The organism is Natronorubrum tibetense GA33 (assembly GCF_000383975.1).
Taxonomy (GTDB): Archaea; Halobacteriota; Halobacteria; order Halobacteriales; family Natrialbaceae; genus Natronorubrum; species Natronorubrum tibetense.
Genome location: NZ_KB913017.1, coordinates 2,358,726 through 2,384,746 on the forward strand (window position 1 = coordinate 2,358,726; position 26,021 = coordinate 2,384,746).

Sequence of the window (26,021 nt, forward strand, 5' to 3'; positions counted from 1 at the left end):
GACACCGTCACGAGTACGGCCGGCGCGCCCGACGGCCCGTCCGACGCCGTTTTCGTAGGGGCGATGTAGCCCCTCAGTACCCACCCCGTTTCGACGGATGTATTGTCGGCGACCAGCATTCACCGAGCAACGACCGGTATCTCCAATGAACGACCACAGTTTCGACGACACGACGACGCACGGCCGACGCCCGAGACGGGCGGTGAGAGCATGAGTACGGACGCGCCGGAGCAGGAGAGTGAGGACGTCCGAGACGGCGAGCCGAGCCTCGAGGGCGGATACGACCCCGAAGCGGTCGAGTCGCGCTGGCAACGGCGCTGGGTCGACGAAGACGTCTACGCTTACAACGGCGAGCCGGGACAGGACCCGAACACAACCTACGCCATCGACACGCCGCCGCCGACGGTCTCGGGCAGCCTGCACATGGGCCACCTCTACGGCTCGACGCTGCAGGACTTCGCCGCGCGCTTCCAGCGAATGGCCGACGGCGACGTCCTCTTTCCGTTCGGCTACGACGACAACGGGATCGCGAGCGAACGGCTAACCGAGGAAGAACTGGACATCCGCCACCAGGACTACGAGCGACGCGAGTTCCAGGAGCTTTGCCGTGAGGTCTGTGACGAGTACGAGGCTGAGTTTACGGAGAAGATGCAGGCGCTTGGTACCTCGATCGACTGGAACAACACCTACAAGACGATCGAACCGCGCGTCCAGCGCATCTCCCAACTGTCGTTCCTCGACCTCTACGAGAAAGACCGCGAGTACCGCAAGAAGGCCCCCGCGATCTGGTGTCCCGAGTGCGAAACGGCCATCTCGCAGGTCGAGACCGAAGACGACGAGCGCCACTCCCACTTCAACGACATCGCGTTCGAACTCACCGGAGACGCACCCCGAGAGGAGTTCGTCATCTCGACGACCCGGCCCGAACTGATTCCGGCCTGTGTCTCCGTCTTCGTCCACCCCGACGACGAGGAGAACCAGGACCTGGTCGGCGAGACCGCCCGGATTCCGCTCTTCGGCCACGAGGTGCCGATCATCGAAGACGAGCGCGTCGACATGGAGAAAGGCAGCGGCGTCGTCATGTGCTGTACCTTTGGCGACCAGAACGACATCGAGTGGTACCAGGCCCACGACCTCCCGCTGCGCGTCGCGATCGACGAATCCGCGACGATGACCGACCTCGCTGGTACCTACGAGGGGCTCTCCACGGAGGAGGCCCGCGAAGAGATCGTCGAGGATCTGGACGAGGAGGGTTACCTCCGCGACCGCTGGGAAATCTCCCACGCCGTCGGCGTCCACGAGCGCTGTGACACGCCCGTCGAGTACCGCGTCTCCAAGCAGTGGTACGTCGAAATTCTGGATCACAAGGAGGAGTACCTCGAGGCCGGCCGGGAGATGGACTGGTACCCCGAGAAGATGTTCACCCGGTACAAACACTGGATCGAGGGCCTCGAGTGGGACTGGCTGATCTCCCGCCAGCGCGACTCGGGGATCCCGTTCCCGGTCTGGTACTGCGAGGAGTGTGACAACGAGATCATGGCCGAGCGCGAGGAGCTGCCCGTCGACCCGCTTTCGGATGAGCCACCGGTCGACGCCTGCCCCGAATGCGGGGCCGACAAGTTCGTTCCGGAGGAGGACGTCTTCGATACGTGGGCGACTTCCTCGCTGACTCCACTCATCAACGCGGGCTGGGACTGGGACGCGGAGAACGAGGCGTTCTCCATGGACAACCCCGAACTCTACCCCTTCGATCTGCGCCCGCAGGGCCACGATATCATCTCGTTCTGGCTGTTCCACACCATCGTCAAGTGTTACGAGCACACCGGCGAGGTGCCGTTCGACGCGACGCTGATCAACGGACACGTGTTAGACGAGAACCGCGAGAAGATGTCCAAATCGCGGGGGAACGTCGTCAAACCCGACGCGGTGCTCTCCGAGTACCCCGTCGACGCCGTCCGGTTCTGGGCCGCCAGCGCCGCTGTCGGCGACGACTTCCCGTACCAGGAGAAGGACCTCACCGCCGGCGAGAAGCTCCTGCGCAAGCTCTGGAACGCCTCGAAGCTCGTCGACACCCTTGCTCCCGCCGAACCCGAGGAGCCGGCCGAACTTGAGGCGATCGACCGTTGGCTGCTCGCGGAACTCGATGACGCCGTCGAGACGCTGACCCACCACTTCGAGAACTACGAGTTCGCGAAGGCTCGCGACCGTCTCCGAACGTTCTTCTGGAACACGTTCTGTGACGACTACCTCGAGATCGCGAAGGGCCGCGAGGACAATCCCTCGACGCAGTACGCGCTTCGAACTGCCCACCGCACGTTCCTCGAGCTGTGGGCGCCGTTCCTTCCCCACGTCACGGAGGAGATCTGGCAAGCGGTCTATGTCGACGATCCGACGACGAATCTGAACAGCATCCACACTCGCGACTGGCCCGCACCGCAGGGGTACGAGGCCGACCTCGAGGCCGGCGAGACCGCGATGGAGGTTATCTCGGCGCTTCGACGCTACAAGAGCCAGAATCAGTTGCCGCTGAACGAAGCGCTCGAGTCGGTGTCGGTCTACGGTCCGATCAAGGGCTTCGAGGACGCCATCCAGAACGTGATGCACGTCCAGGAGTTGACCGTCCTCGAGACCGAACCCGAAGTCACGACCGAGGTCGCGAAGATCGACCTCGACTACTCGACGCTCGGACCGAAGTTCGGCTCGAAGGTCGGCGAGATCGACGCCGGGATCGATAGCGGGGAGTACGAGATCGACGACGATGCGGACGTGTTGCGAGTCGCCGGCGAGGAACTCGAGGACGACCTGTTCGATGTCGAACTCGAGCGCAGCTACTCGGGTGCTGGCGAGATGATCGAAACCGAGTCGGCAGTCGTCGTTCTCGAGTAACGCCACGGCTCGTTACCGGCTTCCGTTCTGCCGTATCGGCGTCCAAAAGCGTAGACTGAGTAATGACCTCTCTACTGGACACTCCACCTTCTACGTAGGTCACAATTCCAGATAGTAACGAAATTCCTGGGTGGAATAGTTTATTATACAAAACTTTCTGGAAAGTAGTACGATACAACAGAAAGATTATAACACCGTTCACCCATTCGGAAACTGTGCTCTGCTGAAGTCGCCGTTCGACGACAGGTCGTGAGCAGCCGTGTAAGCCGAGTACAGAGCACTATGAAGACAGATACCTCGAACGTGAAATCTTCGAACAGCACCGCGTCCCTCTCCACGAACGCCGTCTTCGACATTCTACTCGAAGAACAGCGACGGGACGCGTTATCGTACCTCTCGCAGAAAGTTGGGGCGGTGTCGGTCGACGAACTCGTCGAAGGGATCGCCCACCGCAACGGCGACCTGACACCGGAACGACTCGAGGCAGTCTCGACTCGATTCCACCACGCCCACCTGCCGAAACTGATCGACGCAGCCGTCGTTCGATACGATCCGGCGGCGGAAACGATCGAGCGTCGCGACGCGGCTCGAATCCTCGATCCGTACCTCGAACTGGCCTCGCTCGAGGACGGACGACGGCCCCGGTCGGCCTAACGTCGCCTGGGGGATTCAGGTCGTACGCGACGATTGGACCTTTTTGACGCAGGTCGCGAGCGCGAGAAAGAGCGCGAGCAGCGTAAACGTCACTTCGCCGGCGGCGACGACGCCGAGTGCATCGGCACCGAGATACATCGGTTCGTCTCGATCGACGGGGATCGAGGTGTGGTGTGGATCGCCGACGATCGGAATAAAGTAGTCGACGACCAGGTTGCTCGCGTACCAGACGAGCGCGACGGCGACCGCCCAGACGGGGAAGTCGGTGATCCGGTGGAGGACGAACGCCTGGACGACCATCGCGAGGTGGCTCCAGAAGAGGAACTGGAACATCAGCGGATGCAGGTAGCCGTAGGCGTCGGAAAAGGCCAGCAGCGTGTACGGCGTCCAGAGCCCGAGAATGATGTTTCCGAAAAAGGCTAGCGACGTCAGCCACGGCTGTTCGTAGCCGAGTTTCCACGCGGCGATCGCGAGCGCGATGAACAGCGTCGCCATCGGGCTGTCGGGCACCCACGGCCACATCACCGCCGGCGTCTCGGCGAACTGCCCCGAATAGTACCAGAAGCCGAAGGCCGTCCCTGCGAGGTTGATCGCCACGACGAGCCACGCGAACCGGAGTCCGAGATCCTCGAGTCGCTTCGGAACGGGTGCGAGATACGTCGGCAACGGGTCACGGTCGGGCAGCCGGGTCGTCGCGGACATCGTTTCACCTATCGTGACGGTCGACAGTCGCAAAACAGTAGCGGTTGTCGGGTATCGATCGTCGATACCGTCGCGATCGGTCGATCGCTCCACCCGAGCCACTATCCGGTATCGCGTCGTCACGTCCCGTATGAACTGCGGGACCGACGATGGACCTCGAGTGACCCTCTCGACCGGCCACGAAATCGCCCTGCCGCTCGACCTCGAGTTCGCGCTCGGCGGCGTCACGGTCCCGGCTCGACGGGATCGACTCGAGGCGCTGTTGCCGGCCGATCTCTCGTCGCTGGCGATTGCACCGGGTATCGGCTGCGTGACGCTCGTCGGGATTCAGTACCACCGCGTCGGCGGCGGCGGAAACGACGGCGAGGGAGCGAACGACGGCGAGACGGGTCTCGAGCCCTACGACGAGTTCGCGGTTATCGTCCCAGCCGTTCGCGGGAGTCGGACAACGCTCCCGTTCGCCCAGTTGATTGACGGCGAGGTCGGCGGCTACGTCCACTGGCTGCCGGTGACGACCGACGCGTCGGTCGCGCTTGGGCGCGAGATCTGGGGCTACCCGAAGGAACGAGCCGAGATCACGGTGACGGATGGGCCACGGGGGCTGCGCGCTGTCGTCGGTGATGGCGAAACCGGGATGTCGGCCGTCCGTCTCGAGGTCCCGCGTCCGCGAACGCGAGTCGCCACCCGCGATCGCGACTGGACGATGTGGAGTTACACGACACTGGACGGCGACCTGTTGCGGTCGCGGGCCCGGATTCGAGGGGAGATCGCCGTCGACTCGCCGGTGGGAACGTCGCTCGAGATCGGGTCCGAGCTGCGGGCGACGCTGGGCTGCTGGAATCGACCGCTCGCGCGTCTGTACGGTTCCCGTGCTCGAGCGCGGCTCCACGCGGGCGATTCGGTCGATGCGCTGTGACCCTACAGTCGGTTCCTCGCGAGTGATCGTGCCGATCCGTCTCGCAGCATCTCGGCTCGTCAACCAGTCGTATCCGGAACGGATACGCGTAAGTGTGGTGGCTCCTAACAGCGGAGTATGACCGAAACGGAGACCGATCTCGAGGAGCTACGACGCGGGACCGACCTCGTCAAGCGCGGATTCGCCCGAATGCAAAAAGGCGGCGTCATCATGGACGTCGTCAATAAAGAGCAGGCTCGTATCGCCGAGGATGCCGGTGCCGTCGCCGTCATGTCCCTCGAGGCCGTCCCCGCGGATATCCGCAAGCGCGGCGGCGTCGCCCGGATGGCCGATCCCGCGGACGTCGAAGAGATCGTCGACGAAGTCTCGATTCCGGTGATGGGGAAGTCCCGTATCGGCCACACGAAGGAGGCTCAGATTCTCGAGGCCGTCGGCGTCGACATGATCGACGAGTCCGAAGTGCTCACTCCCGCCGACGACGCCTACCACATCGACAAGCGTGACTTCACCGCCCCGTTCGTCTGCGGCGCTCGGAATCTCGGCGAGGCGCTCCGCCGCATCGACGAGGGCGCGGCGATGATCCGAACCAAGGGAGAGGCCGGCACTGGCGACGTCAATCAGGCCGTCCACCACCAGCGAACGATCAAGGGCGCGATTCGCAAACTCGAGGGCATGAAACACGAGGAGCGCGAGGCCTACGCTCGCGAGATCGAAGCCCCTGCGGAACTGGTCCACGAAACCGCCGAGATGGGCCGCCTTCCGGTCGTCAACTTCGCGGCGGGCGGCATCGCGACGCCGGCCGATGCCGCGCTCATGATGCACCACGAGTGCGACGGCATCTTCGTCGGCAGCGGGATCTTCGGCGCGGAGAACCCCGTCGAGATGGGCGAGGCAATCGTCGAGGCGACGAACAACTGGGACGACCCCGAACGCCTCGCCGAGATCTCGAAGAACCTCGGCAAGGGGATGAAAGGCGACGCGAACGCCGATCTCGACGAAGAAGAGAAACTCCAGGGTCGGGGCGTCTGATCGGCCGTAGACGGGAAATAGCTGCTTTGGCGTCCCCTCTCTACGACCGTTCAGCAAGCACCTCCGTTTTTGCCGTACGCCGCCTGCGGTACGTATGAGTCAGGCACCGTCTTTGACCACGTTCGAGCAGCTGTCCGAGACCCTCAAAACGGGAACCGCCCGGTTACTCGAGGAAACCACCAGCGACGAGTCGGACGAGACGTTGTCGGCGACGGCAGCAGAACTCTGGGACGTCGTCGAGGAAGTCGAGGACCTCTTCGGGACGATCGATCTCGAGAAGTTGCCGGACGTCGTCGAGGTGTCGGCGTTGCCGGACCTCTTCGAGCTAGACGAACTCCCGGAGGCGATTCGTGAGAAGGATCCGGATATAGCGCTGGATCTCAGCACGATCCGGCACGTTATCCACCTCCGAGAGCTTTGGAACACCGTCGACCTCGTCGATTTTCAAAAAGAGCTGCGACAGCTCAAAGCCGAACTTGAGGACGTCGTCGCCCCCGACGCACTCGACTCCTCCGGCGACTCCGAGGCGGCTGCCGACGTCGGGTCGTTCGTCGACGACGTGAAAGCCGACGCGTCGGATGCAGCGCTCCAGCAGCAGGCGAAGAAGGCGGCGAAAACCGCCCGAAGAGGTGTTCTCGAGGGCCACTCGAAATTCGAAGACCTGTACGAGTCGAAACAGCGCGGTTCCGGCTACACCGGCCGACGGCCGGTCTCGAACAATCCGACGACGGTGTCGTTGGTTCCCGCCGGTCCGCTGCCGGCCAGCGTCTCCACGCGCGTGTCGACCGTCCCGAGCAACGTTCGCGGGGCGAAGGTCGATGCACTCCCGCGGATCTACGGCCGGCGCTGGAAGACGGCCCGCGGCTCGAAGCGGTGAGCCGACGCGACCAGCGGGCCTCACCACCACGTACGCGGTGGCGGAACGAGCCCCACACCGACGAGTCCGAGAAACGCGAGGTACGTTATCGCTCCGCCACAGAACAGCGATAGCACCACGGTTGGCGCGATGGAAGCGCCGACGGCGACGACGAGCAACGCGACGATGACGGACAGTGCCTGTACCACGGGCCGTTCCCAGTACTCTCGAACGGTCGCGACGTCTCGAGCGGCGACGAGTTCGAACGCAATCGTGCCGAGTCCGCCGAGGGCGAGCGCGAGCGGCGACAGCGACGCGTCGACCAGAACGAATGCGATACCGACGGCGACGAGAACGAGTATCGTGAGTGCAGCGTCGGTTCGAGCTCCCATCTGTGTCTGCTCGAGGTGACGGTGACAATCAGTCCCGGTACAGCCGCGCACCCTCGCCGACGTGGGTCTGGTAGGCGCGGCAATCGATCCCGATGTCTTCGAACGCATCGACCATCGCACCGGCGATCTCCCGTTGATCCTGCTGGTGACAGACCGCGAGGATTCCCGGGCCGGCCCCGCTGACCGTGACGCCGGTCGCGCCCGCCTCGAGGGCCGCCTCGCGGACGTCGTCGTAGCCGTCGATCAGCGCGGTGCGCCGGGGCGTGACGATGGCGTCGTTCATTCCGCGGCCGACGAGTTCGGGGTCGTTCCGGGTCATGCCGACGGTGAGCGTGGATGCGTTGCCGACGGTGTCGACGACGTCCTCGAGTGTGGCGGAGTCGGGGACGACGCCGCGCGCGTCGCGAGTCGATACCGACTGTTCGGGGAGGCAGGCCACGACGGGAATCTGCGCGTCGACCTGGGTGACATCGTCGTCGGTGACGACGGTAAAGCCGCCCAGCAGCGAGGGAGCGACGTTATCGGCGTGGGCTTCACCGGAGACGAGCGCCTCTCCTTCGGCGGCGATCGGGACGAGTTCTTCTCGCGAGAGGCCGCGGTCGTAGAGCGCGTTGAGCGCGACGGCCGCCGCGGCCGCGCTCGCGGCCGACGAGCCGAGCCCTGATGAGGGCCTGACTCCCTTGTCGATCTTGATGTGGGCCGGTGCGTCGAGCGCGTCGGCAACGGCGCCGACGGTGTTCTGTTTCGGATCCTCCGGGATGTACTGGCTGCCGGCGCCGGTGATCGAGATTCGCGTTTCCGGCGCGCGTTCGACCCGAACCACGTCGGCGGGCGTCCCGAGGGCGACACCGAAGACGTCGAAGCCACTCCCGAGGTTCGCACTCGTCGCCGGTGCCCGCACGGTGAGCATGCCGATTGCTTCCGAGACTGCAGGCAAAAAGGTAGCGGACCGCGACGGCCCGATGGGCGATCGATCCCCCAGCGGGGCGACGGTCCAGTCGAACGGTTCGTTCGCGAGCGCGTCCGACGCTATCTACGACGCGTTCTCCCGTCCGCTGCTCGAGGCCCGGTTCGGCTCGTCCACACCCGCCGTCAGCGCGCCGTAGGTGCTCGAGAGAGGGCCGACCTGCGGAACGACTATCGCTGAGGCTCTGAAACGCCGCTCGACGCGCTCTCCACTCGACAAGCGATCGTGAAAACAGCGAACACGGATTCCGGACGTCTTCGGCGGATCGCCGCCGGCAACTCCCACCGAGGGCGATCGGCTATCGCGGTTCGATTCGATTCGAGCGCGGACCGTTACTCGTCGTCCGTGTTCCCGAACGTGAACACGTCGTCGTCGTTTTCGACAGTGTCGTCCGCGTCGTCCTGGCTGCTGGTGTTTTCGACCTCGTCCTGATCGCCAGTGCTCTCGCCGTCGGTCGCTTCGGACCCTGCGTCGGTCTCGGGTTCGGTCTCCTCGACCGGTTCGAGCGGTTCTGCGATTTCGTCACCGAACTGTTCTGCACCGCTGTCTCCGAGCGGATCGGGAGCGTCTTCACCCGGCTCCGTAGCGTCGTCTCCGAGCGGATCGGTGCCGTCGTCAGCGGCTGGTTCGGGCTCCGACTCGGATGCCGGTTCGCCGGCCGCGTGGTCCGCGTCGGTCTCCTCGTCGATCCCGAGAATCTCTTCGGCACCGAGTTCGGTCGCGCCACCCGCCGTCTGATCGGCGTCGGTCGCCGATGGCTCTTGCTCGGTGTCAGCTGCTGTCGCCGGTTCGGCGTCGGTCTCGGCGGGCTCCGACTCGAGCGCGTTGGGGGCCGATCCCGGGCCGGCCGACGGCTCGCCACCGATCCCCGACTGGGCCGCCGTGTCGGTCGACTCGGTCTGGAACGTCTCGGTCGACCGCTCCGAATCCGATTCGGTCGGTTCAGCGGAGTCACCGGTCTCAGACTGGCTCGACTCGAGCGTGATCCCCTGGCCCTGGCTTCGTTCGTCCGTTGCCGTGTTAGCCCGCTCTGTGGACGCCTCGTCGTCGGTCTCGAGTCCAGGCAGGTCCGGATCGTCGTCCTCGTCGAAGTCCAGTTCGAGATCCGCGCGGTCGGCGTCGGTATCGAACCGGTCGAGCGCCTCGGAGAGCTCTGCGGCCTGTCCGGAAAGATTCGAGGCGGACTTCGTCACTTCGGTCAGTGCGGTGGTCTGCTCTTCGGCCGCCGCGGCAACGTTTTCGGCTTCGGAGGTGGTCTCCTCGGAGACCGTCGCGGCATCGTCGACCATCGCGACGACTTCCTGCGTCGAGGCGGCCTGCTCTTCGGTCGCCGCGGAGATCTCCTGGACACCGATGTTGGTCTCCTGTGCGAGGTCGGCGATCTCTTCGAGCGCCTTCACGGCTTCTTCGACCTGTTCGCCGGCGTCTTCGATGTTCTCGCTGGTACCTGCGACTTCGTCGGCGGACTGTTCGGTCCGCTCGCGGATCGCCTCGAGGCGGTCTTCCGCCTCGTCGGCCGCTTCCGCGACGTCCTCGGAGAGGGCCTTGACCTCCTTTGCGACCACGGAGAAGCCTTCGTCGTCCTGTCCGCCCGCCGCGGAGCGAGAGGCTTCGATGTTGGCGTTCAGTGCCAGCATGTTTGTCTGGCGCGCGATCTCCGAAATCGTCGCGATCAGTTCGTCGATCTGCTGGACCTCCTCCTCGAGCCGGCGGATCTCGTCGACGGCACCGCCCGCTTCCGTCTCGATCTGGTTCATCGCAGCGATGGCCTCCTGGGCCGCCTGCTGACCCTTTTGGCCGGTGTCGACTGTCCGTTCCGCGATGTCTGCGACCTCGTTCGAAGAGGCGGCGATCTCTTCGGTCGTCGTCGAGAGGCCGCTCATCTCCTGGTTGACCGACTGGAGCGACTCGTTCTGTCGCTCCGCACCGTCTGAGATCTCCTGGATCGATTCGGTGACCTGCTGGGAGGCGGATCGAACCTCTTCGCTCGAGGCGGTCACCTGCTCGGAGGCGGTCGCGACGTCGGTTGCGAACCGGTTGAGTTCGGCCACCGTCCCCTCGATCTCCTCGAGCATCTGGTTGAACTCGTCGGCGATCTCCGCCATCGCCTCGTTATCGCTTTCGGCGTCCATCCGAGCGGTCAGATTACCGTCGGCGGCCGCCTCCATGACGTCGCTGTACTCGTCGGCTTTCTCCTCCAAGTGACCGTTAATCTCTTCCACCCGCTTGCGTTCGCGTTCGGCGTCCTCGCGGGCGGCTTCGGCCTCTTCGATCTGTTCGCGGAGGGCGACGCGCATCGAGTCGAACCCGTTGTACAGTCGGCCGATGTTGTCGACGCGTTTGGTTTCTAAGTCGACGTCGAGATCGCCCTCTTCCATCTTGCTCGCTTTGTCGGTGAGGCGGTCGATCGAGACGGCCGTGTTCCGTCCGAGTACGGCACCGATCAGGCCGATCATGAGCACGCCTGCGAGCGTCGCGTAGATACCCCAGTCGTTGACGGTGTTGACGAATCCGTACGCCTGACTCTCGGGTTCGTGGGTCACGACGACCCAGTCGGTCCCCAGTACGCGTGCCGAACTGACGACGTAGTCCTCGTCGTCGCTGAAGTCGTAGGCAGTGGTGTCGAAGCTCAGCGCGGATCCGGGAACCTGATGCGTTCCGGCGCCTTCGGTTCGTGCCGGCTCGACGATGGTGTCGGCGTTCTGGTCGCCGTAGGCGAGACCGAGCGTCTCGTGGTCTTCGCCGTAGCCCTTGTTGTCGGCCATGACGTTGTTATCACCGTCGACGACCATCGTTGTGATCCCGTCGTCGTCGGCGAGGCGGTTCGCGTGCGCCTCGAGTTCCGCCGTGTAGACGATGGCCCTGTCGTCTTCGTTCGGAACCGACAGCACGTAGGTCATCACGGTAACTTGCTCATCGCCGAGTTCGCGGTCGACGGTGTAGGCCTCGGAGACCCACGGAACGCCCTCCGTTTCGGCGGCTTCCTCGTAGGCTTCTGCAGGGACGCCGTCGATCTCGTCGACCGTCGTCGGCTCTTCGCCTCCGGTGTCGAGGTTCGTACTCGCGAGGACCGTCTCCTCGTCGGTGTCGACGTAACTTATCGCGTGTGTGTCCGCGTCGAGGTGTTCCTCCCAGTCGAGGAACCGTTCTTCGATCGCGTCCGGTTCGTCACTGGCGACGACATCGGACCAAGCGATCACCCCGATCGTATGCTCGTTTTGTTCGTTCCACATCTGCAGATTCTGTGCTTCCTGGCTGGCGAACGACGTGTGATCGTCCTGTACACGATCCTCCACCTGATCCGTGATTCCAGCGGTCGCACCGAATCCGACCAGCCCAACCCCCAAACCGAGTATCAATAGCACGATCCCGAACTTGACCGCGTATCGACGGCGGATAGCTGATGGTACCAATCGTCGAAAGACGTCCATAGATACAGTAGGGGTGAGAGTGTCCCTACATAAATTGTCAGCCGCCGTTATCGGAGCTGATAATCAATTATCAAAGTGGTATTTTCACCGGGGGGAGAGATAGCTCTCCATTCGGTCGAAAAACTCTCTCCCCGTGTTGAAATTTGTTCTGAGGCGGCGTATCCGGAAAGATCTTCCAATCAGTACGCTGTGTCGAAACTGCGTTCACGCCGTTCGACCGTTGTGAGATACTCTCCATAACTGTTAAGAAATGGAGGGCGGAATTTCAAACTAACATGACCGAAGAGAGGTGCAGGGATGCACGTACTTTGTCGACCGCGTCTTCTACACTGGAGCGCCGTACACTCCTCAAAGCGGCAGCGGGTGGAGCGGCCGGTGTCTCGGTGGCGGGGTGTCTCGATGCGTACGAAACCGTCGCCGGCTCGAGCGACGGCGAGGAACCGATCACGATCGGGATACTGACGCCGGATCCGAACAGCGACTTCATCGGTCGATCGATCGAACACGGGGTCGAACTCGCCGTCGACCAGCTCAACGACGAGGATGGGATTCTCGGCCGAGAGATCGAGACTGTCGTCGGCGACACGAACGGCAGTCCGGTTGAGGCCCGCCGTCAGTACGATCGCCTCGTCCTCGAAGAAGGTGCAGACGTCACGATCGGTGTGTTCGCGACCGAAGCGCTGCAGGGGATTATCGACAAGATCGCCGAACAGGAGACGATCCACATCACGGCAGGCTCCGCAACGTCGTCCGTGAGCCAACTCGTCCACGAACAGTACGACGACTACAAGTATCACTTCCGTGCCGGACCGGTCAACGACGTCACGCTGGGCGAGGTGCAACTCGACTTTCTGGACGAGATGGGGCCCGAAATCGGGTGGGACTCGGTCGCGATGCTGGCCGAAGACTACGCCTGGAACGACGGCGTGTGGGAGACGTTCGAGGAGAACTTGCCGACCGACACGACCGACGTGACGATGTGGGACCGGTACTCGCCGGCGACCAACGACTTCTCCGACATCTACGACGCCGTCGTGGAGTCGGGTGCGGACGCCGCCTACATTTCGACCGCCCACACCGGAACGGACGCGATACTGGACTGGGCGATGGACCAGCGGGAGTTCGCCTTCGGCGGCATCCACGTTCCCATGCAACTGCCGGAGTACTACGGCATGGTCGGCGGCGCCTGTCGGTACGGGGTCGGGTACGCCAGCGCGACGGCGACGAGCGAACTGACCGAGTACACCCAGCCGTTCGTCGACGACTACGAGGCGTTCCACGACGGGACCACCCCGGTCTACACCGGTTACATCGCCTACGACGCGGTCAACCTGTTCGCCGAGGCGGTCGAGCGGGCCGACTCCCTCGACAGCGACGTCCTCGTCGACGAACTCGAGGCCACCGAACACACCGGGACGACCGGAACGATCGAGTTCTACGATCGGGATCACCCGCACGCTCACGATGTCGTGTACGGCGAAGACAACGTCCACCCGGTCTTCTTCCAGTGGCGAGAGGACGGCGATGGAGAGGGAATTCAGGAGACGATCTGGCCCCGCGATCAGGCAACCGCTGACTACGTCGACGCCAGCTGGTTGTAGGCGATCGATCGCCCCGTCTGCAGCCGGTTTTGGTGGCGGGGTTCGCTTCGGACGGCGACGGAGGTTTGCTTTGGATGGTGACGGAAGTTCGCTTTGGATGGTGACATCGAGGTGAGAGCGCAGTAGCCGCAAACGAACGACCGTTTCTCGATTCGGCGGCGACTCGAACTGGCTCCGGTTTCGACTCGACCGGTACCGTCATTTCGATGCAGATTTGGCCACCCACATTCACATCGGAAATAATCTAATTAAACGAGAGTAAACCAAACATACATTTCCTCGTATCCGGTAGTTGGCGTCGAAGCTCCACTGATTCTTCCGTATCGTTCCGTCCTGTACTATTTGCCCACAAACATTAAGGAACCAAGGAGATAACAACTGCATGGTATGAATAAACGTGGGTGTCGTGGTGAGGGCGACTTCGGTTCGAACGGGCGACCCGGGTCGCTAGACCGACGGACGCTGCTCAAAGTGACTGCCGGCGGGACCGCAGGTGTCTCTCTCGCGGGCTGTCTCAGTTCCTACGAGTCCATTACCGGAGCCAGCGGCGACGAGGAGACGATCACGATCGGGATGCTGGCTCCCGAACCCGAGAGCAACTTCGTCGGCCGGTCGATGGCTCAGGCAGCCGCGGTCGCCGTCGACGAACTCAACGAGAACGGCGGTATCGACGGCAAGGAGGTCGAACTGGCCGTCGGCGATACGAACGGGAGCCCGCTCGAGGCCCGCCGGCAGTACCAGCGGCTCATCCTCGAGGAGGGTGCGGACGTGACGGTTGGAACCTTCGCGAGCGAGGCGCTCGTCAACATCATGGACGACATCGCCGAGCAGGAGACCCTTCATCTCACCACCGGCTCGGCGACTCAGATTGCAAGCCGGCGAGTGCACGAGGAGTACGACCGCTACAAGTATCACTTCAGGGTCGGGCCGACAAACGACGTCGACCTCGGTCGGGCACAGATCAACTTCATGAACGATGTCGCGACCGATATCGGCTGGGAGTCGATCGCGGTGCTCGCGGAGGATTATCCCTGGGCTGACGAACCGTGGCGCATCTATCAGGACCAGCTCGGCGACACCCCCGTCGATGTCGTGATGGAGGAGCGCTATCCGCCGGCGACGAACGATTTCTCGGAGATGTACGACGAGGTCGTCGAGGCGGGCGCCGACGCGGTGTTCATCTCGACCGCACACACGGGTACCGACGCGCTCCTCGACTGGTCGTACCCGAACCGCCCCGATCCCCAACCCCAGCCGCAGCCGTTCGCGTTCGGCGGGATCCACGTCCCGATGCAGTTGCCGACGTACTACGAGGACACGAACGGTGCGTGTCGGTACGGGCTGGGCTACTCGGCCGCGACGGAGGAGAGCGAAATCACCGAGGTGACGCCGCAGTTCATTGATCGCTATTACGACACGTTCGACTCCTACCCACAGGATATGGGCTACTACACGTACGATTCGGTCGCGCTGTTCGCCGAGGCCGTCGAGCGCACCGGGACGACGGAAACCGACGAACTGATCTCGGAACTCGAGGAAATCGAGTACACCGGTGCGACCGGAACCGTTGAGTTCTACGATACGGACCACGATCACGCGCACGACCGAGTGTACGACGAAACGGACGATACGACGGTTGGCATCTACTTCCAGTGGCAGGAAAACGACGACGGCGAGGGCGTCAGAGAGGTCATCTGGCCCGAGTCGTACGCGACGAGCGAGTACGTAACGCCACCGTGGCTCGCAGACCGGTGACGAACGCTTCATCGTTCACATAACTGCAAAGAAGAAGCCCACCCCTTTAGGAGTGGGAGGGGTCCGACACCGGTGCGTTCGTCGTCGGCCGAAATCCTTCGAGACTCGTGTTCCAGTAGCCACTCTCAAAAAATCAGTTCTGATAGTCGCTTGGCAACTATTATCATAGGTAGCTGTGAACGGAGTTCAATATGACCGGGCCCGAGGGCCACGATACGGAGGACCGAACGCACTCGAGTGCGAGAGGAGGACGGCGACGACTGAATCGGCGGACCCTGCTCAGAACGACAGGAGGGACCATCGCCGGCGTCTCCTTCGCGGGCTGTCTCAGCTCTTACGAGACTATGGTCGGGAGCAGCGCCGAGGAGGAATCGGTGACGATCGGGGTATTGGCCCCGGATCCGGACAGCGACTACATCGGTCAGTCGATCGTCCGAGCCGCGGAGGTCGCTGTCAGCGAACTCAACGAGAACGGCGGGATCGACGGCCAGGACGTCGATATGGTCGTCGGCGATACGAACGGGAGCCCGCTCGAGGCGCGTCGCCAGTACCAGCGACTCGTCCTCGAGGAAGGGGCCGACGTGACGGTCGGCGTCTTCGCGAGCGAGGCGCTCATGAACATCATGGGCGACATCGCCGAGCAGGAGACGATTCATCTCACCTCGGGCGCGGCGACGACGGCGGCCAGCAGACTCGTACACGAGGAGTACGATCGGTACAAGTACCATTTCCGGGTCGGGCCGAACAACGACGCCGACCTCGGGCAGATGCAGATCGACCTCATCGACGACATGGGCCCGGACCTCGGCTGGGAGTCCGTTGCGCTCCTCGCGGAAGATTACCAGTGGACCGAACGGCCGTGGGAGGTCTATCAGGAACAACTCGGGGATACGGGCGTCGAAATCGCGATGGAAGAGCGGTATCCACCGGCGACGGACGACTTCTCGGAGCTCTACGACGAAGCCGAATCGGTGGGTGCCGACGCGGTATTCATCACGACGGCCCACACCGGGAACGAGGCGCTTCTAGACTGGTCGTACCCGAATCGACCCGACCCCGAGCCCCAGCCGCGACCGTTCGCGTTCGGCGGCATCCACGTCCCGATGCAGTTGCCGGCGTACTACGACATGGTTGGCGGGGCGTGTCGATACGGCGTCGGTCAAACCAGTGCGACGGCGACCAGTACGATCACCGAGAAGACCCAGCCGTTCGTCACGGCCTATCAGGACGCCTTCGACGGTTCGAACCCCGTCTACACGGGCTATCACACCTACGACGCGGTCATGCTGTTCGCCCACGCGGTCGAGGAATCGGGAACGCTCGATGCCGACGCCCTCGTCGGGACTATCGAGGACGCCTCGTTTACCGGTGCGGCCGGCACCGCGGAGTTCCACGATCGGAACCACGAGTTCACACACGATCTCATCTATCGGAAGGAAGACACCCTCTACTTCCAGTGGCAGGAAAACGAAGACGGCGAGGGCGTCCAGGAGGTCGTCTGGCCCGAGGAACAGGCCACCGCCGACTACGTAACGCCGCCGTGGCTCGCGTGAACGCGCTGACCGTTTCGAACGCCTTCCATTACGCCGCCGAGACGGACCTGTACGCGGCAAGTGGGACGATATCGCGAAGCGACACTCCAACGCGAACCCGGCGTCAGAACAGGTAGCGTTCCTCGAGATCCTGCGGTAGAATAATCTCGATCTCACCGCTCGATTCGTACTCGTGGACCGTCTCGACTAGCGTTTCGAACGCCTCGAGATCCTCGCCCTCGAGGCGGTGGTAGAACATCGACGTGATGCCTCTCATCTCGGCCGTCCGCTCGAGCGCTCGCTCGACGCGCTCGACGTCGGGTTCGCCGATGCGGGAGGCCAGCCGCGTGTTCGTGGTGTATCCCTGGACGGGCCGCCCGCCGGCGAAGCCGATCGAGTGGTAGTCGTCGACGAGTTCGATCGTCGTTGCGTCGTACTGGCCGAACGGGTACGCGAAGTACTCGGCGTCGTCTTCGAACCCCTGATCGATGAGCCACTCCTTCCCGTCGCGGATCTCGGCTTCCTGCTCCGCCGCGCTGAGTTCGGGCAACCGCGGGTGACTCATGGTGTGATTCGCGACGCACCAGCCGGCGTCGTGGAGTTCGTGGACTTCGTCGGTCGTCACCCGCGGATCCCCGCCGGCTTCACCGCGTTCGACGTAGTCGGGGTTGATGAACGTGACCGCCGGATAGCCGTACTCCTCTAAGATCGGCAGCGCCTTCGTGTAGTCCGTCTTGTGAGCGTCGTCGAACTGGATCATCACCTTCCCCGTCTCCGGCCGGGGCGTGAAGTGGAAGTCGTCGAACCAGACCGTCCGCTCTTGGCCCTCGCCCGTGCTTATCTGAAGGTGTACCTCGTCGACGCTTCCCGCGTCGAACCCGTCGTCGACGTCTGTCACGCCGAAGTTGTACCGATCGAGCGGCAGATCGGGGGTGATCCCGCGCCGATACTCGATCGAGTTGCGTTCGCTGTCGACCAGTCGGAGCCACGGGACGACGAGGTTGTCCGACGCGACCGCGACGCCGGGAACGACGTCAGTCAATTCGCGAGACTCCGAGAACGTTTTTGCGAGTCTGGCACTCCCTTCCGTCACCTCAAACCGAGCGCTCTGCGAGCCGATGAGCGCTCGGCTCTCGTCGGCCGTCAGCGTACCGCCAGTGACGTCCCAGACGTCGAGGTCTTCGAAGTCGTCGTCGGTTCCCGCGGCGTCGGGGTAGTCCCGCGACTCGTCACCGTTGCCGGTCGAGGTCGATCCGTCGTCGTCGCCGTTTCCCGAATTCGAGTCGAGAAACGTGGCGTCGGTACAGCCGGCGAGCCCAGCCGCTGCTGACGTTGCGACGGCGAGGTACGTTCGTCGGTTCATTGACGAGAAAACAGATCAGCAATCACTATTGTTACGCAGCCGTTACTGTCACTCTCCGAAAAGAAACCAAAATCTAAACGGTTGTTCGGCGACCGTTCTACTCGCCGAGCGATCGGCCGAATGGCGTTTACAGCCGTCGTACGGGACGATTCAGTCCTCGAGATCCTCGTCGCTGACTCCAACGGCCTTCGAGACGTCGGCGTCGTCGGGTTCAGCCTGTCCACCGACGATGAGTTCGCCGTCTTCGGTTTCGACGTAGACGTCGTCCGCGAACCCGCCCTCGGCGTGGGGATGCTCGGGGTCTTCGAGTCGTTCGGGCGTCGAAGGTGCCTCGGGAAGCCCCTCCGGCGGTGCGAACTGGCCGAGCGGGTCGTCGATCGTGATATCCCAGCGCCCGAAGAACTCCCCGTAGCGGTCGTGGTGGGCCTCGAGCTCATCGATCGGGATCTCCATCATCTCGGTCCAGCCGTGGTTGTAGAAGTCGAAGTTAGCCTGAATGTGGGTGATTTCGCGGGCCTCGGCCTCCGAGTACTCCTCCTGTAGCGCCTTCAGATAGCTATCCATCGTCGCGTCGAAGAGCGCGTCGAGTCGCTCCTTTCGCTCGTCTGCGTGCTCGGGGTCGGCTTTCCCGAGGAAGATCTTGGTGTGCATGCGAACCAGCCCCGACGTCGCGACCGAGCGAACGACCGGCGTCTCGAGAGCCTTGCGAGAAGCAAAGTGACGAACGTTTTGACGGAGTTTCATATCGCCGTCTACGGAGGGACACGTCAATAACGGTTTGGCTAACGACGTACCCCGGTCGGGTGACCGGCGGACGACATTCGCCCGGTTCGGAACTGTCAAAAACAACGGCAAATCGTGCAATATTCAGAATTGGAACGGAGCCAGCGTCGTTTCGCTACCGACCGTTACAATATTTGGAAGATAGATCACGATCGTTGTCTTCGATCAGGCAGCTGGACGAAATAGACGAGATAGCAACCCACTTTAACCCGCATTACGAACGTTCTGGATATGACCCAGTACGTGATCATCGGTGACGGGATCTCGGGCAGCTCGGCTGCCGAGACCCTCCGGGAAGAAGACCCGGATGCGAAGATTACCGTCATCACCGATGAGGGGGAGCCACTGTACAATCGGATTCTCATCAAGGAACACGCGAAAGGAAAACTCCCCGAAGCCCCCATCTCGATCCACGAGGAAGAGTGGTACGAGGAACGCGACATCGAACTCTCGCTCAACACGCACGTGACGAGCGTCGATACCGACGAAAACATCGTCCACACCCACGACAGCGGTGACATCCCCTACGATAAGCTGCTGGTCGCGACGGGCGGGACGCCGACGCAGTTGCCCGTCGACAACAGCGATGCCGACGGGATCCACCACTTCTGGACGTTCCAGGACGCACGCGGGATCCGCGAGAGCGCCGAAGCGGCCGACGAAGCCGTCGTCGTCGGTGCCGGTCTCCTCGGTATCGACTTCGCCGCGGTCTGTGGTGCACAGGGTGTCGACGGCAAGTATCTGATGCGCGGCGATCGGTGGTGGCGCTACGCGCTCTCGGGTGAGGGTGCGGAGATCATGCACGAGGGAATGCGCGACGTCGGCGTCGAACCCGTCTTCGACAGCGGCGTCGACCACTTCGAAACCGACGACGACGGCGCCGTGACCGCGGCCGTCGATCCGAACGGCGAGCGTTACGACTGTGACTTTGCCGGCGTCGCCATCGGCCTGACGTTCAACACGGAGTTCCTCCGCGGAGCCGGTCTCGAGCAGGACAACGGCATCCTCGTCGACGAGTACATGCAGACCAACGTCGACGACATCTACGCGGCCGGCGACATCACGCGCTTCTACGACGTGTTGCTTGGCGAGCAGGCCCAGAACGGATCGTGGGGGTCGGCCAAAGAACAGGGCCGCGTCGCCGCGGTGAACATGGCGGCCGACGCCGAGGAAGAGGAGTTCCAGTGGGTCTCTTCGTACTCGATCACCCACTTCGACTTCCCGTTCCTTTCTTTCGGCCATCCCACCCTCGGCGACGAGCACGCCGAGCGCAAGTACAGCGACACCGAGTGGCGTCGCGTCGCGTTCAAGGACGGCAAGATCGTCGGCGGTGTCCTTATCGGGGACCTCTCGCCACAGAGCAAATTCAAACAGCTCATGCGCGAACAACGCGTCGTCTCCGATCAGGCCGAGGTCCTCCTCGAGAAACAGGTCGACCTCGATAACCTCGCGCCGGAACAGGAACAGTAATCTCGCGAGCGGTCGATCAACGCCGCCGATTGTCACCGATTTTCTCGCCCGGGTTCCCATCGATACTGTCCGAAGAGCGTTCGGTCTCCGCGTTGGCACTTCGTTTCACTGGTCTGTCCGCAACAGTTACATACTGAAAGACATTCGGTAACAATGAACTTGGCCTCCAGTGAAATCCTCCGGCGATCGCGACACCTCGAGCGAGTCGAGTCAGTGACGGCTGAGGCGACCGTTCGTCACGTCGATCAACTCGATACGGAGACACTGGACGCGTTTTATAGCGCACTGACGGCCGACCGGCCGGTTTCGGAGGCCGACGTCGACCTCGAGTCGGGTGAGGTGATCGTCTTCACCGACTACTACCGCGTCGCTCGCGCCTGATACGGACGAACGTACTGAGTCGGTGAATTCGTCGAACCCACTTCGTTAGATGGCCATTTCAGTGAGCTTTCCGCACACTACAACTGCGTACTGTTCGATGTTCTCCAGTACATGACACTCAGATTATGCTGTCATCATAACTGCTTATGGAGCGAGGAGATGTCTCTCCTCTATGACCGATTCGAGTAGCGACGAGTTCGACCCAACAGCGCCAGATCAACGGGAGATCGGCCGTGAAATGGTTGACGACAGTACGGGACTCGGTTCGGTGATGGCCCATGCCTATCGCGGAGAGATAGACCGAGTGGGGACGTGGCGGCAGCGCCTCGACGAGTCGACGACGTGGGCGGTGACGCTGATGGCAGCAATCTTGACGTGGGCGTTTTCGAGTCCCGATAACCCACACTATATCTTGCTGATCGGAGTCCTTATCGTCACCATCTTTCTGGGCATCGAAGCACGGCGGTACCGGGACTACGACGTCTTTCGCTCTCGTGCTCGAGTGATCCAAGAGAACCTGTTCGCAAACGCCCTCGATCCGTCCCAAGGCATTGAAAGTCACGACTGGCGAGCGGAACTGAGCAGGGACTATCGCAGGCCGACGCTGAAAGTCTCGGTATACGAAGCACTCGCAAACCGGCTCCGGCGTGTGTACCTTGCTCTGCTCAGTGTCCTCTTGGTCGCGTGGGTCTTCAGGATTACAGCGTTCGCGCCGCGCCAGGACTGGCTGACAACCGCTGGAATCGCTCGTATCCCCGGGATAGGTGTGGTTGCCGTTGTGGGTGTGTTCTACGTCGTACTGTTGGGCGTCACCTTCTGGCCCCACGAGCGCCATGCCAAGGGTGAATTCCGTGAAGGGGACCCGGACGACTGGAAAGAGAACCGATAAATTCGTTCTCTGTATGCATCAACAGGGGTATTGAAGCTACCAGCTGAGAAGAGTTTCAACAATGCCCACTTTCCCTCTACTGATCACACCTCGGATTTCGTTCGCTCTCTATGGGGCTGAATTTGTCGATCACTACATTTTTCGAGCTGTACACTTCCAAATTACTGCTGTTGACTACATGACCTGCTCAATAACGAGGCGTCCAGAATCCTGGTTTTGTTGAAATCCTATTCTTCAGGTGTATTTTAGCGTGAAACGCACGCTCACTACACGTGCTTATTGTGTACTCTTTTAGTGGGCCGTGTTTAGACGCTAGTAATATTGCCTCTATGTCGAGAATTCTAGGAAATGAAGCGAGCACAGGTGGATGTGCACTCCAAACTGGCCCGCTTCACCGAACGATGCGTCGAATTGTCTCAAAAAGCTGTCGGAAGCGGTTCGAAAGAACCTCTCAGCAAAGGAAAAGATGGCTACGCCGACTGGGTGATCGTAGCGATCCACGGTCTTCGAGAATACCTCGATCACTCCTACCGACGGTTGCTAGACGTTCTTCGAGAAATGCCTGCTATTGTCGCCAAACTCGGTCTTTCACCGGATGAGCTGCCGGACCTCACCACCGTTTGTGCTCGAAAACAAGATCTCAAGATGCCCGTCTGGCGGATGCTGTTACAGCTGTCGGCGGAACTATTCGATACCGGAGAGGTCCAAGCAATCGACTCAACCAGCATCGCTCATCGCTCGTCCAGCCATAACTACGCAAAGCGCGTTAAAGGAACGTTTGAGTCGGTTAAGACCACTATTCTCGTAGACTGTTCTACGCGGGCTATTCTCGACGTACACTGCTCGGTGAACCTACCACATGACACGCAGATTGCGTGACAAGTCCTGAAAAGAAACCTGAACAACGTAGATACCGTCGTCGCTGACAAAGGGTTTGATTGGGATGAACTCCGGCAGATGCTGCGAAACGAGGGAATTAGACCGGTAATCAAGCACCGTGAGTTCTACTCGCTCGACGCCGCACACAATGCTAGGATTGATGATGAAACCTACCATCAACGGTCTATCGCAGAATCGATATTTTTCGCACTGCGCAAACGTTTCGGTTCGACACTTAAGACAAGAACGTGGTTTGGACAGTTCCGAGAGCTCGTCCTTAAGTCCGCCGTGAAAAACATCGAACAATCGCTCAGGGCCTAAATCTGATGATATCGACCGTCTAAACAAGACCGCTGGCGCTATATCGTCCGACTCTACCGACCACGTGAAGAGGTTCTCGATGGAAGCTATCAGTTTCCCGAGGCCGAGCCGATCGAGTGAGACGGTCGTCCTCGGGGACGGATCTGTTTCAGCTGCGATCTCTCGAACCTCGCTGAGCCGTCCGAACGGATAACGGCTCGAATCCGAGGCGGCCGGCGTGGCGTCTTCGGTCAGTCCTCCACGGCTGTTTCAGACGTTTCATGTGTCGAACCCTGGGGCGATTCGGAGCGGTCGGTTCGTTCGTCGGCTTCTGGTATCTCCCGTGGCAAGAACGTCGATGCGACGAGCAAGAGCAACACGACCAGTACGAGGAGGAGCAACGTCGCCCGCTGGGCGTCGAACATCGCAGCCTCGAAGATCTCCTCGAGCAACTGTTGTTGTGTCGGAGTGAGTCGGTCCAGAAACTGTTGTTGTGTGGCTTCGGTCGCCGTCTCCGCTGCGTCCTCGAGGGCGATCACCAGATCGTTTCGTTGCGACGCTGAAACGGTCACGTGTTCCGCTCGGAGGACCCCGTCGACGACGCTCCCGTAGAACCGTCCGAGAAAATACGAGCCGACGACCGCTGTCCCCAGGGCGAATCCGATCGAACTGCTCACGTTCAGGACGGCGGATGCCTCGGGGGAGTCCGTGGTCGGGACAGCTGACATCGTCATATTGCCAATCTGTGCCACGATGAGTCCGACACCGGCCCCGTAAAGCGCCACTGGAAGAAGCATCCGGCCGATCGTCTGACCGGGACCCGTCTGCTCGTACAGTACCAGCAGTCCAGCGCCCATACACACGATGCCGACCTGGACGAGCGTCTTCGGTGAGATGTATTTCCGCCAGCCGGTCGTAAACGTCGCAAAGAGGATCGATGCGATGGAATACGGCAACAGCGCGAGTCCGGTTTCGAAAGCGGTGTACCCGAGTACTGCCTGGAGATAGACCGGGAAGATAAACATGAAGCCGGCCGAGACTATCGAGCGTATATTGTACGTTATAATGCCGGCTAAAAAAGGGCGGTTCGTCAGTACGTGTAGCGGAACGAGCGGCGACTTCCCGGCGCGTTCCAGTCGGTGTTCGTACTGAACGAGCGCGGCGAACGCGAGCAGTCCGACCCCGAGAAACCAGATCGCCGGCGACGTCCCGAACGGATTGAACTGCATCTCGCCGACGACGAACGGCCGCCGTTCGACCAACCACCCGTACTTTCCGCTCAGGAGGAATCCAGCGACGAGCGACGTCGCACCGACGATGGACAGTGCCGTCCCACCTTTATCCAGCGAACTGCGCGATTCCGACAGCGGGTTCGGAGTCACGTACTGAACGAAGAAGAGAATAATCCCCGCACCGAGGATTTGGAGAGAAAATCCCCAGCGCCAACTTGCGTACGTGGTTAGTGCCCCACCGATAATCGGTCCAAGAGTCGATCCAACCCCGTGAACGCCAGCCAGCAGGCCGAACGCCTTTGCCCGGTCATCGTCTTCGTAACTGACTGTCAATACAGTGAACGTCAGGGGAAATATCACAGCGGCCGCGGAACCCTGGACGAGTGACCAGCCGAGATAGAGGACCGTCGTGTTCCAGCTAATCGCCGCCACCAGCGTTCCGCCGGCGTAGACGGTCAGTGCGACTGCCATCACACGCCGAGGACTACGCCGAGACGGCAGCGTACCGGCTGGGAGAATTAGCGCAGCTATCACCAGCGAGTAGAGTGAAACCGCCCCTTGAATCACGGTGACCGTGGTATCGAATTCGTCCACCATCGTGGGAATCGCCACGTTCATCAGGGAGGCGTTGACAACCACGATGAACGTTGTCAGACTCACGGCGATTGCCGGAGCCCAGTACTGTACCCTCGTCCGCAACTCCTTAGATATAGACGTATCCCCCTTTGAAGGAAACTCGTCCGGGGTCATAGAGTGGTCTCATGCTTTTGACCGCCAAATAACCGGGATGTGGTCAGGTACGTCGATTGGTCAGCGACTGGCGAGACACCGAGTGTCTTTATACTACCAGCGAATGTGATCGAGAAGGCGAGATACACCCCCTCATCGTCAGAACGCTACTTTTCAGCCCCATCGAGGGTTCCTGTGGAGAGTCTCGTGAAGTGCCTGGAGAATTCTCCTCGAGCGCCTGAAAATAGAGGATCACCCGACGATGTTGTTGACAGTGATCACGACGAAGATGAGGATCACGATTTCGCTCACGATCCACGAGTGTGTGTTCATCCAGGTGCGAACCTTCGGAAGGAGCGTCTCCGCACGGTTACCGATCGTAACCAGGGCGAGCGATGGACCGGCCAGGAACAATAGCGTCAGTAAGACGAACCCGGCCGCGTACCACAGCGGATCGCCGTGACTCGCGAGGTAGGTCCCGACGGTGATCGACGTGAGAATGTCGGTTGGAAAGAATCCCAATAGCAGGAATCCGAGTCGAAACGAGAACGTCGGGTTCGCAGTCTCGAGTTTGCCCATCCACGTCGGCGGCTCCGATTGCTCGCGCTTCAGGTAGACGTTCACCATCGCGGCAAGGAGAACGACGAGCACGAGCAGGTGCACCAGCCGATTCGACCCGCCCTGACGAACGCCACTGCCGAAATAATACGCGAGCGTGACGATGAGACTGATCGAGAGAGAGGCACCGAAGACGAACGCGGCTGAATTCCGTCGCCAGTCTTCGCTCGTGGCCAGAAAGATGGCGCTGAGGATTTGCGGCCCGCCGATCATGACGAATACCAAGGGGAGAACCACCAGGAAGTTCATCGGTCGAGGATTACACGCATGGTCGCGGCCTGTCCGTGGACACTCGAGATTGTCGGCTCACGGCTAGAACTGACGTCGATCGGAAACCACGGTTCGAGTGTCGGTAGTTGATTATACTCATATGACTTTCGACCGAATACACTGCCCACCGACATTATAGCCCACTCCTGTGAGAGATCGTCGATAGCCAGAGTTGTTGCTGAAAATCAAGCGGATGAGGACACCGCTGACACGGTGCCGATCACGGCGAGTCAACGGTCGCCCGGAACGTTCGAGACACCCAACTGGGATCAGGAATCGCTCGAGGGAATCCGCAATGCGCTCATCACGGTCGGAGAGACGATTGACGACTCCCGGGGCGTGTGGGACGACGCCGCCGAAGGAGAGTACCTCGTGATGGTAACGGG

At 61.7% G+C, this 26,021-nt stretch carries 20 protein-coding genes and 1 pseudogene; 13 read left to right on the plus strand and 8 right to left on the minus strand.

Going from position 1 to position 26,021, the window contains the following annotated elements; genetic code table 11:
* Positions 1-102 precede the first annotated feature (102 nt).
* Both NATTI_RS0112335 and NATTI_RS0112340 read left to right on the plus strand, forming a co-directional pair.
* Positions 103-2,886 carry a valine--tRNA ligase gene (locus NATTI_RS0112335; RefSeq protein WP_006089773.1) on the plus strand — a complete coding sequence of 928 codons (2,784 nt, stop codon included), beginning with the start codon at positions 103-105 and terminating at the stop codon, positions 2,884-2,886.
* 282 nt (positions 2,887-3,168) lie between these two features.
* Positions 3,169-3,540, plus strand: coding sequence for a DUF7344 domain-containing protein (locus tag NATTI_RS0112340; RefSeq protein WP_006089774.1), 372 nt, complete (start codon positions 3,169-3,171; stop codon positions 3,538-3,540).
* A 15-nt stretch (positions 3,541-3,555) separates the two neighbouring features.
* On the opposite strand, the gene NATTI_RS0112345 is transcribed toward NATTI_RS0112340, so the two are convergent.
* Complete coding sequence (locus NATTI_RS0112345; protein WP_027119137.1) at positions 3,556-4,242, minus strand: DUF1405 domain-containing protein; 687 nt, start codon at positions 4,240-4,242, stop codon at positions 3,556-3,558.
* A 130-nt stretch (positions 4,243-4,372) separates the two neighbouring features.
* Here NATTI_RS0112345 and NATTI_RS0112350 point away from each other — a divergent pair, with 130 nt between their 5' ends.
* From NATTI_RS0112350 to NATTI_RS0112360, 3 genes are all read left to right on the plus strand, one after another.
* Entirely contained in the window at positions 4,373-5,158 is a 786-nt protein-coding gene (locus NATTI_RS0112350) for an acetoacetate decarboxylase family protein (protein WP_006089776.1), read from the plus strand.
* Between the two features lie 117 nt (positions 5,159-5,275).
* Positions 5,276-6,187, plus strand: coding sequence for a pyridoxal 5'-phosphate synthase lyase subunit PdxS (gene pdxS / locus NATTI_RS0112355; protein WP_006089777.1), 912 nt, complete (start codon positions 5,276-5,278; stop codon positions 6,185-6,187).
* Positions 6,188-6,281: 94 nt separating this feature from the next.
* Positions 6,282-7,064 carry a kinetochore Spc7 family protein gene (locus NATTI_RS0112360; protein WP_027119138.1) on the plus strand — a complete coding sequence of 261 codons (783 nt, stop codon included), beginning with the start codon at positions 6,282-6,284 and terminating at the stop codon, positions 7,062-7,064.
* A gap of 20 nt (positions 7,065-7,084) precedes the next feature.
* On the opposite strand, the gene NATTI_RS0112365 is transcribed toward NATTI_RS0112360, so the two are convergent.
* Both NATTI_RS0112365 and NATTI_RS0112370 read right to left on the minus strand, forming a co-directional pair.
* Positions 7,085-7,435 carry a hypothetical protein gene (locus NATTI_RS0112365; protein ID WP_006089779.1) on the minus strand — a complete coding sequence of 117 codons (351 nt, stop codon included), beginning with the start codon at positions 7,433-7,435 and terminating at the stop codon, positions 7,085-7,087.
* A 28-nt stretch (positions 7,436-7,463) separates the two neighbouring features.
* Complete coding sequence (locus NATTI_RS0112370; RefSeq protein ID WP_006089780.1) at positions 7,464-8,345, minus strand: homoserine kinase; 882 nt, start codon at positions 8,343-8,345, stop codon at positions 7,464-7,466.
* Here NATTI_RS0112370 and NATTI_RS0112375 point away from each other — a divergent pair.
* A complete protein-coding gene (locus tag NATTI_RS0112375; protein ID WP_006089781.1) occupies positions 8,344-8,541 on the plus strand; it encodes a hypothetical protein in 198 nt (65 codons plus the stop codon). The two genes, NATTI_RS0112370 and NATTI_RS0112375, sit on opposite strands and share 2 nt — an antisense overlap.
* A 193-nt stretch (positions 8,542-8,734) precedes the next feature.
* Here NATTI_RS0112375 and NATTI_RS0112380 read toward each other — a convergent pair whose 3' ends face one another.
* Positions 8,735-11,833 (minus strand): methyl-accepting chemotaxis protein, encoded by a 3,099-nt coding sequence (locus tag NATTI_RS0112380; RefSeq protein WP_027119139.1) that lies wholly within the window; start codon positions 11,831-11,833, stop codon positions 8,735-8,737.
* 383 nt (positions 11,834-12,216) lie between these two features.
* Between NATTI_RS0112380 and NATTI_RS0112385 the strand changes: the two genes are divergently transcribed.
* The 3 genes from NATTI_RS0112385 (at position 12,217) to NATTI_RS0112395 (ending at position 16,742) form a co-directional block, all read left to right on the plus strand.
* A complete protein-coding gene (locus tag NATTI_RS0112385) occupies positions 12,217-13,434 on the plus strand; it encodes an ABC transporter substrate-binding protein (RefSeq protein WP_006089783.1) in 1,218 nt (405 codons plus the stop codon).
* A 387-nt stretch (positions 13,435-13,821) separates the two neighbouring features.
* On the plus strand, positions 13,822-15,189 hold the full coding sequence (locus tag NATTI_RS0112390; protein WP_006089784.1) for an ABC transporter substrate-binding protein: 1,368 nt from the start codon (positions 13,822-13,824) through the stop codon (positions 15,187-15,189).
* Between the two features lie 191 nt (positions 15,190-15,380).
* Positions 15,381-16,742, plus strand: a complete 1,362-nt coding sequence (locus NATTI_RS0112395; RefSeq protein WP_006089785.1) for an ABC transporter substrate-binding protein — start codon at positions 15,381-15,383, stop codon at positions 16,740-16,742.
* A 103-nt stretch (positions 16,743-16,845) separates the two neighbouring features.
* Here NATTI_RS0112395 and NATTI_RS0112400 read toward each other — a convergent pair whose 3' ends face one another.
* Positions 16,846-18,084, minus strand: a complete 1,239-nt coding sequence (locus NATTI_RS0112400; protein ID WP_006089786.1) for a polysaccharide deacetylase family protein — start codon at positions 18,082-18,084, stop codon at positions 16,846-16,848.
* 150 nt (positions 18,085-18,234) lie between these two features.
* Positions 18,235-18,828 carry a DUF6149 family protein gene (locus NATTI_RS0112405; protein WP_006089787.1) on the minus strand — a complete coding sequence of 198 codons (594 nt, stop codon included), beginning with the start codon at positions 18,826-18,828 and terminating at the stop codon, positions 18,235-18,237.
* Between the two features lie 270 nt (positions 18,829-19,098).
* On the opposite strand from NATTI_RS0112405, the gene NATTI_RS0112410 reads away from it, so the two are divergent.
* The 4 genes and pseudogenes from NATTI_RS0112410 to NATTI_RS0112425 all read left to right on the plus strand — a co-directional run bounded on the left by NATTI_RS0112410 (position 19,099) and on the right by NATTI_RS0112425 (position 22,807).
* Positions 19,099-20,337: an NAD(P)/FAD-dependent oxidoreductase gene (locus NATTI_RS0112410; protein WP_006089788.1), complete on the plus strand. Its 1,239-nt coding sequence runs from the start codon at positions 19,099-19,101 to the stop codon at positions 20,335-20,337.
* A gap of 153 nt (positions 20,338-20,490) precedes the next feature.
* Positions 20,491-20,718, plus strand: a complete 228-nt coding sequence (locus NATTI_RS0112415) for a hypothetical protein (protein WP_006089789.1) — start codon at positions 20,491-20,493, stop codon at positions 20,716-20,718.
* 172 nt (positions 20,719-20,890) lie between these two features.
* Positions 20,891-21,607 carry a DUF2270 domain-containing protein gene (locus tag NATTI_RS0112420; protein WP_006089790.1) on the plus strand — a complete coding sequence of 239 codons (717 nt, stop codon included), beginning with the start codon at positions 20,891-20,893 and terminating at the stop codon, positions 21,605-21,607.
* 369 nt (positions 21,608-21,976) lie between these two features.
* A pseudogene (locus NATTI_RS0112425) lies at positions 21,977-22,807 on the plus strand (IS5 family transposase).
* A 230-nt stretch (positions 22,808-23,037) separates the two neighbouring features.
* On the opposite strand, the gene NATTI_RS0112430 reads toward NATTI_RS0112425, so the two are convergent.
* Positions 23,038-24,678: an MFS transporter gene (locus NATTI_RS0112430; protein WP_027119140.1), complete on the minus strand. Its 1,641-nt coding sequence runs from the start codon at positions 24,676-24,678 to the stop codon at positions 23,038-23,040.
* A gap of 321 nt (positions 24,679-24,999) precedes the next feature.
* Positions 25,000-25,614, minus strand: coding sequence for a GAP family protein (locus NATTI_RS0112440; protein WP_006089793.1), 615 nt, complete (start codon positions 25,612-25,614; stop codon positions 25,000-25,002).
* Positions 25,615-26,021: the final 407 nt, after the last annotated feature.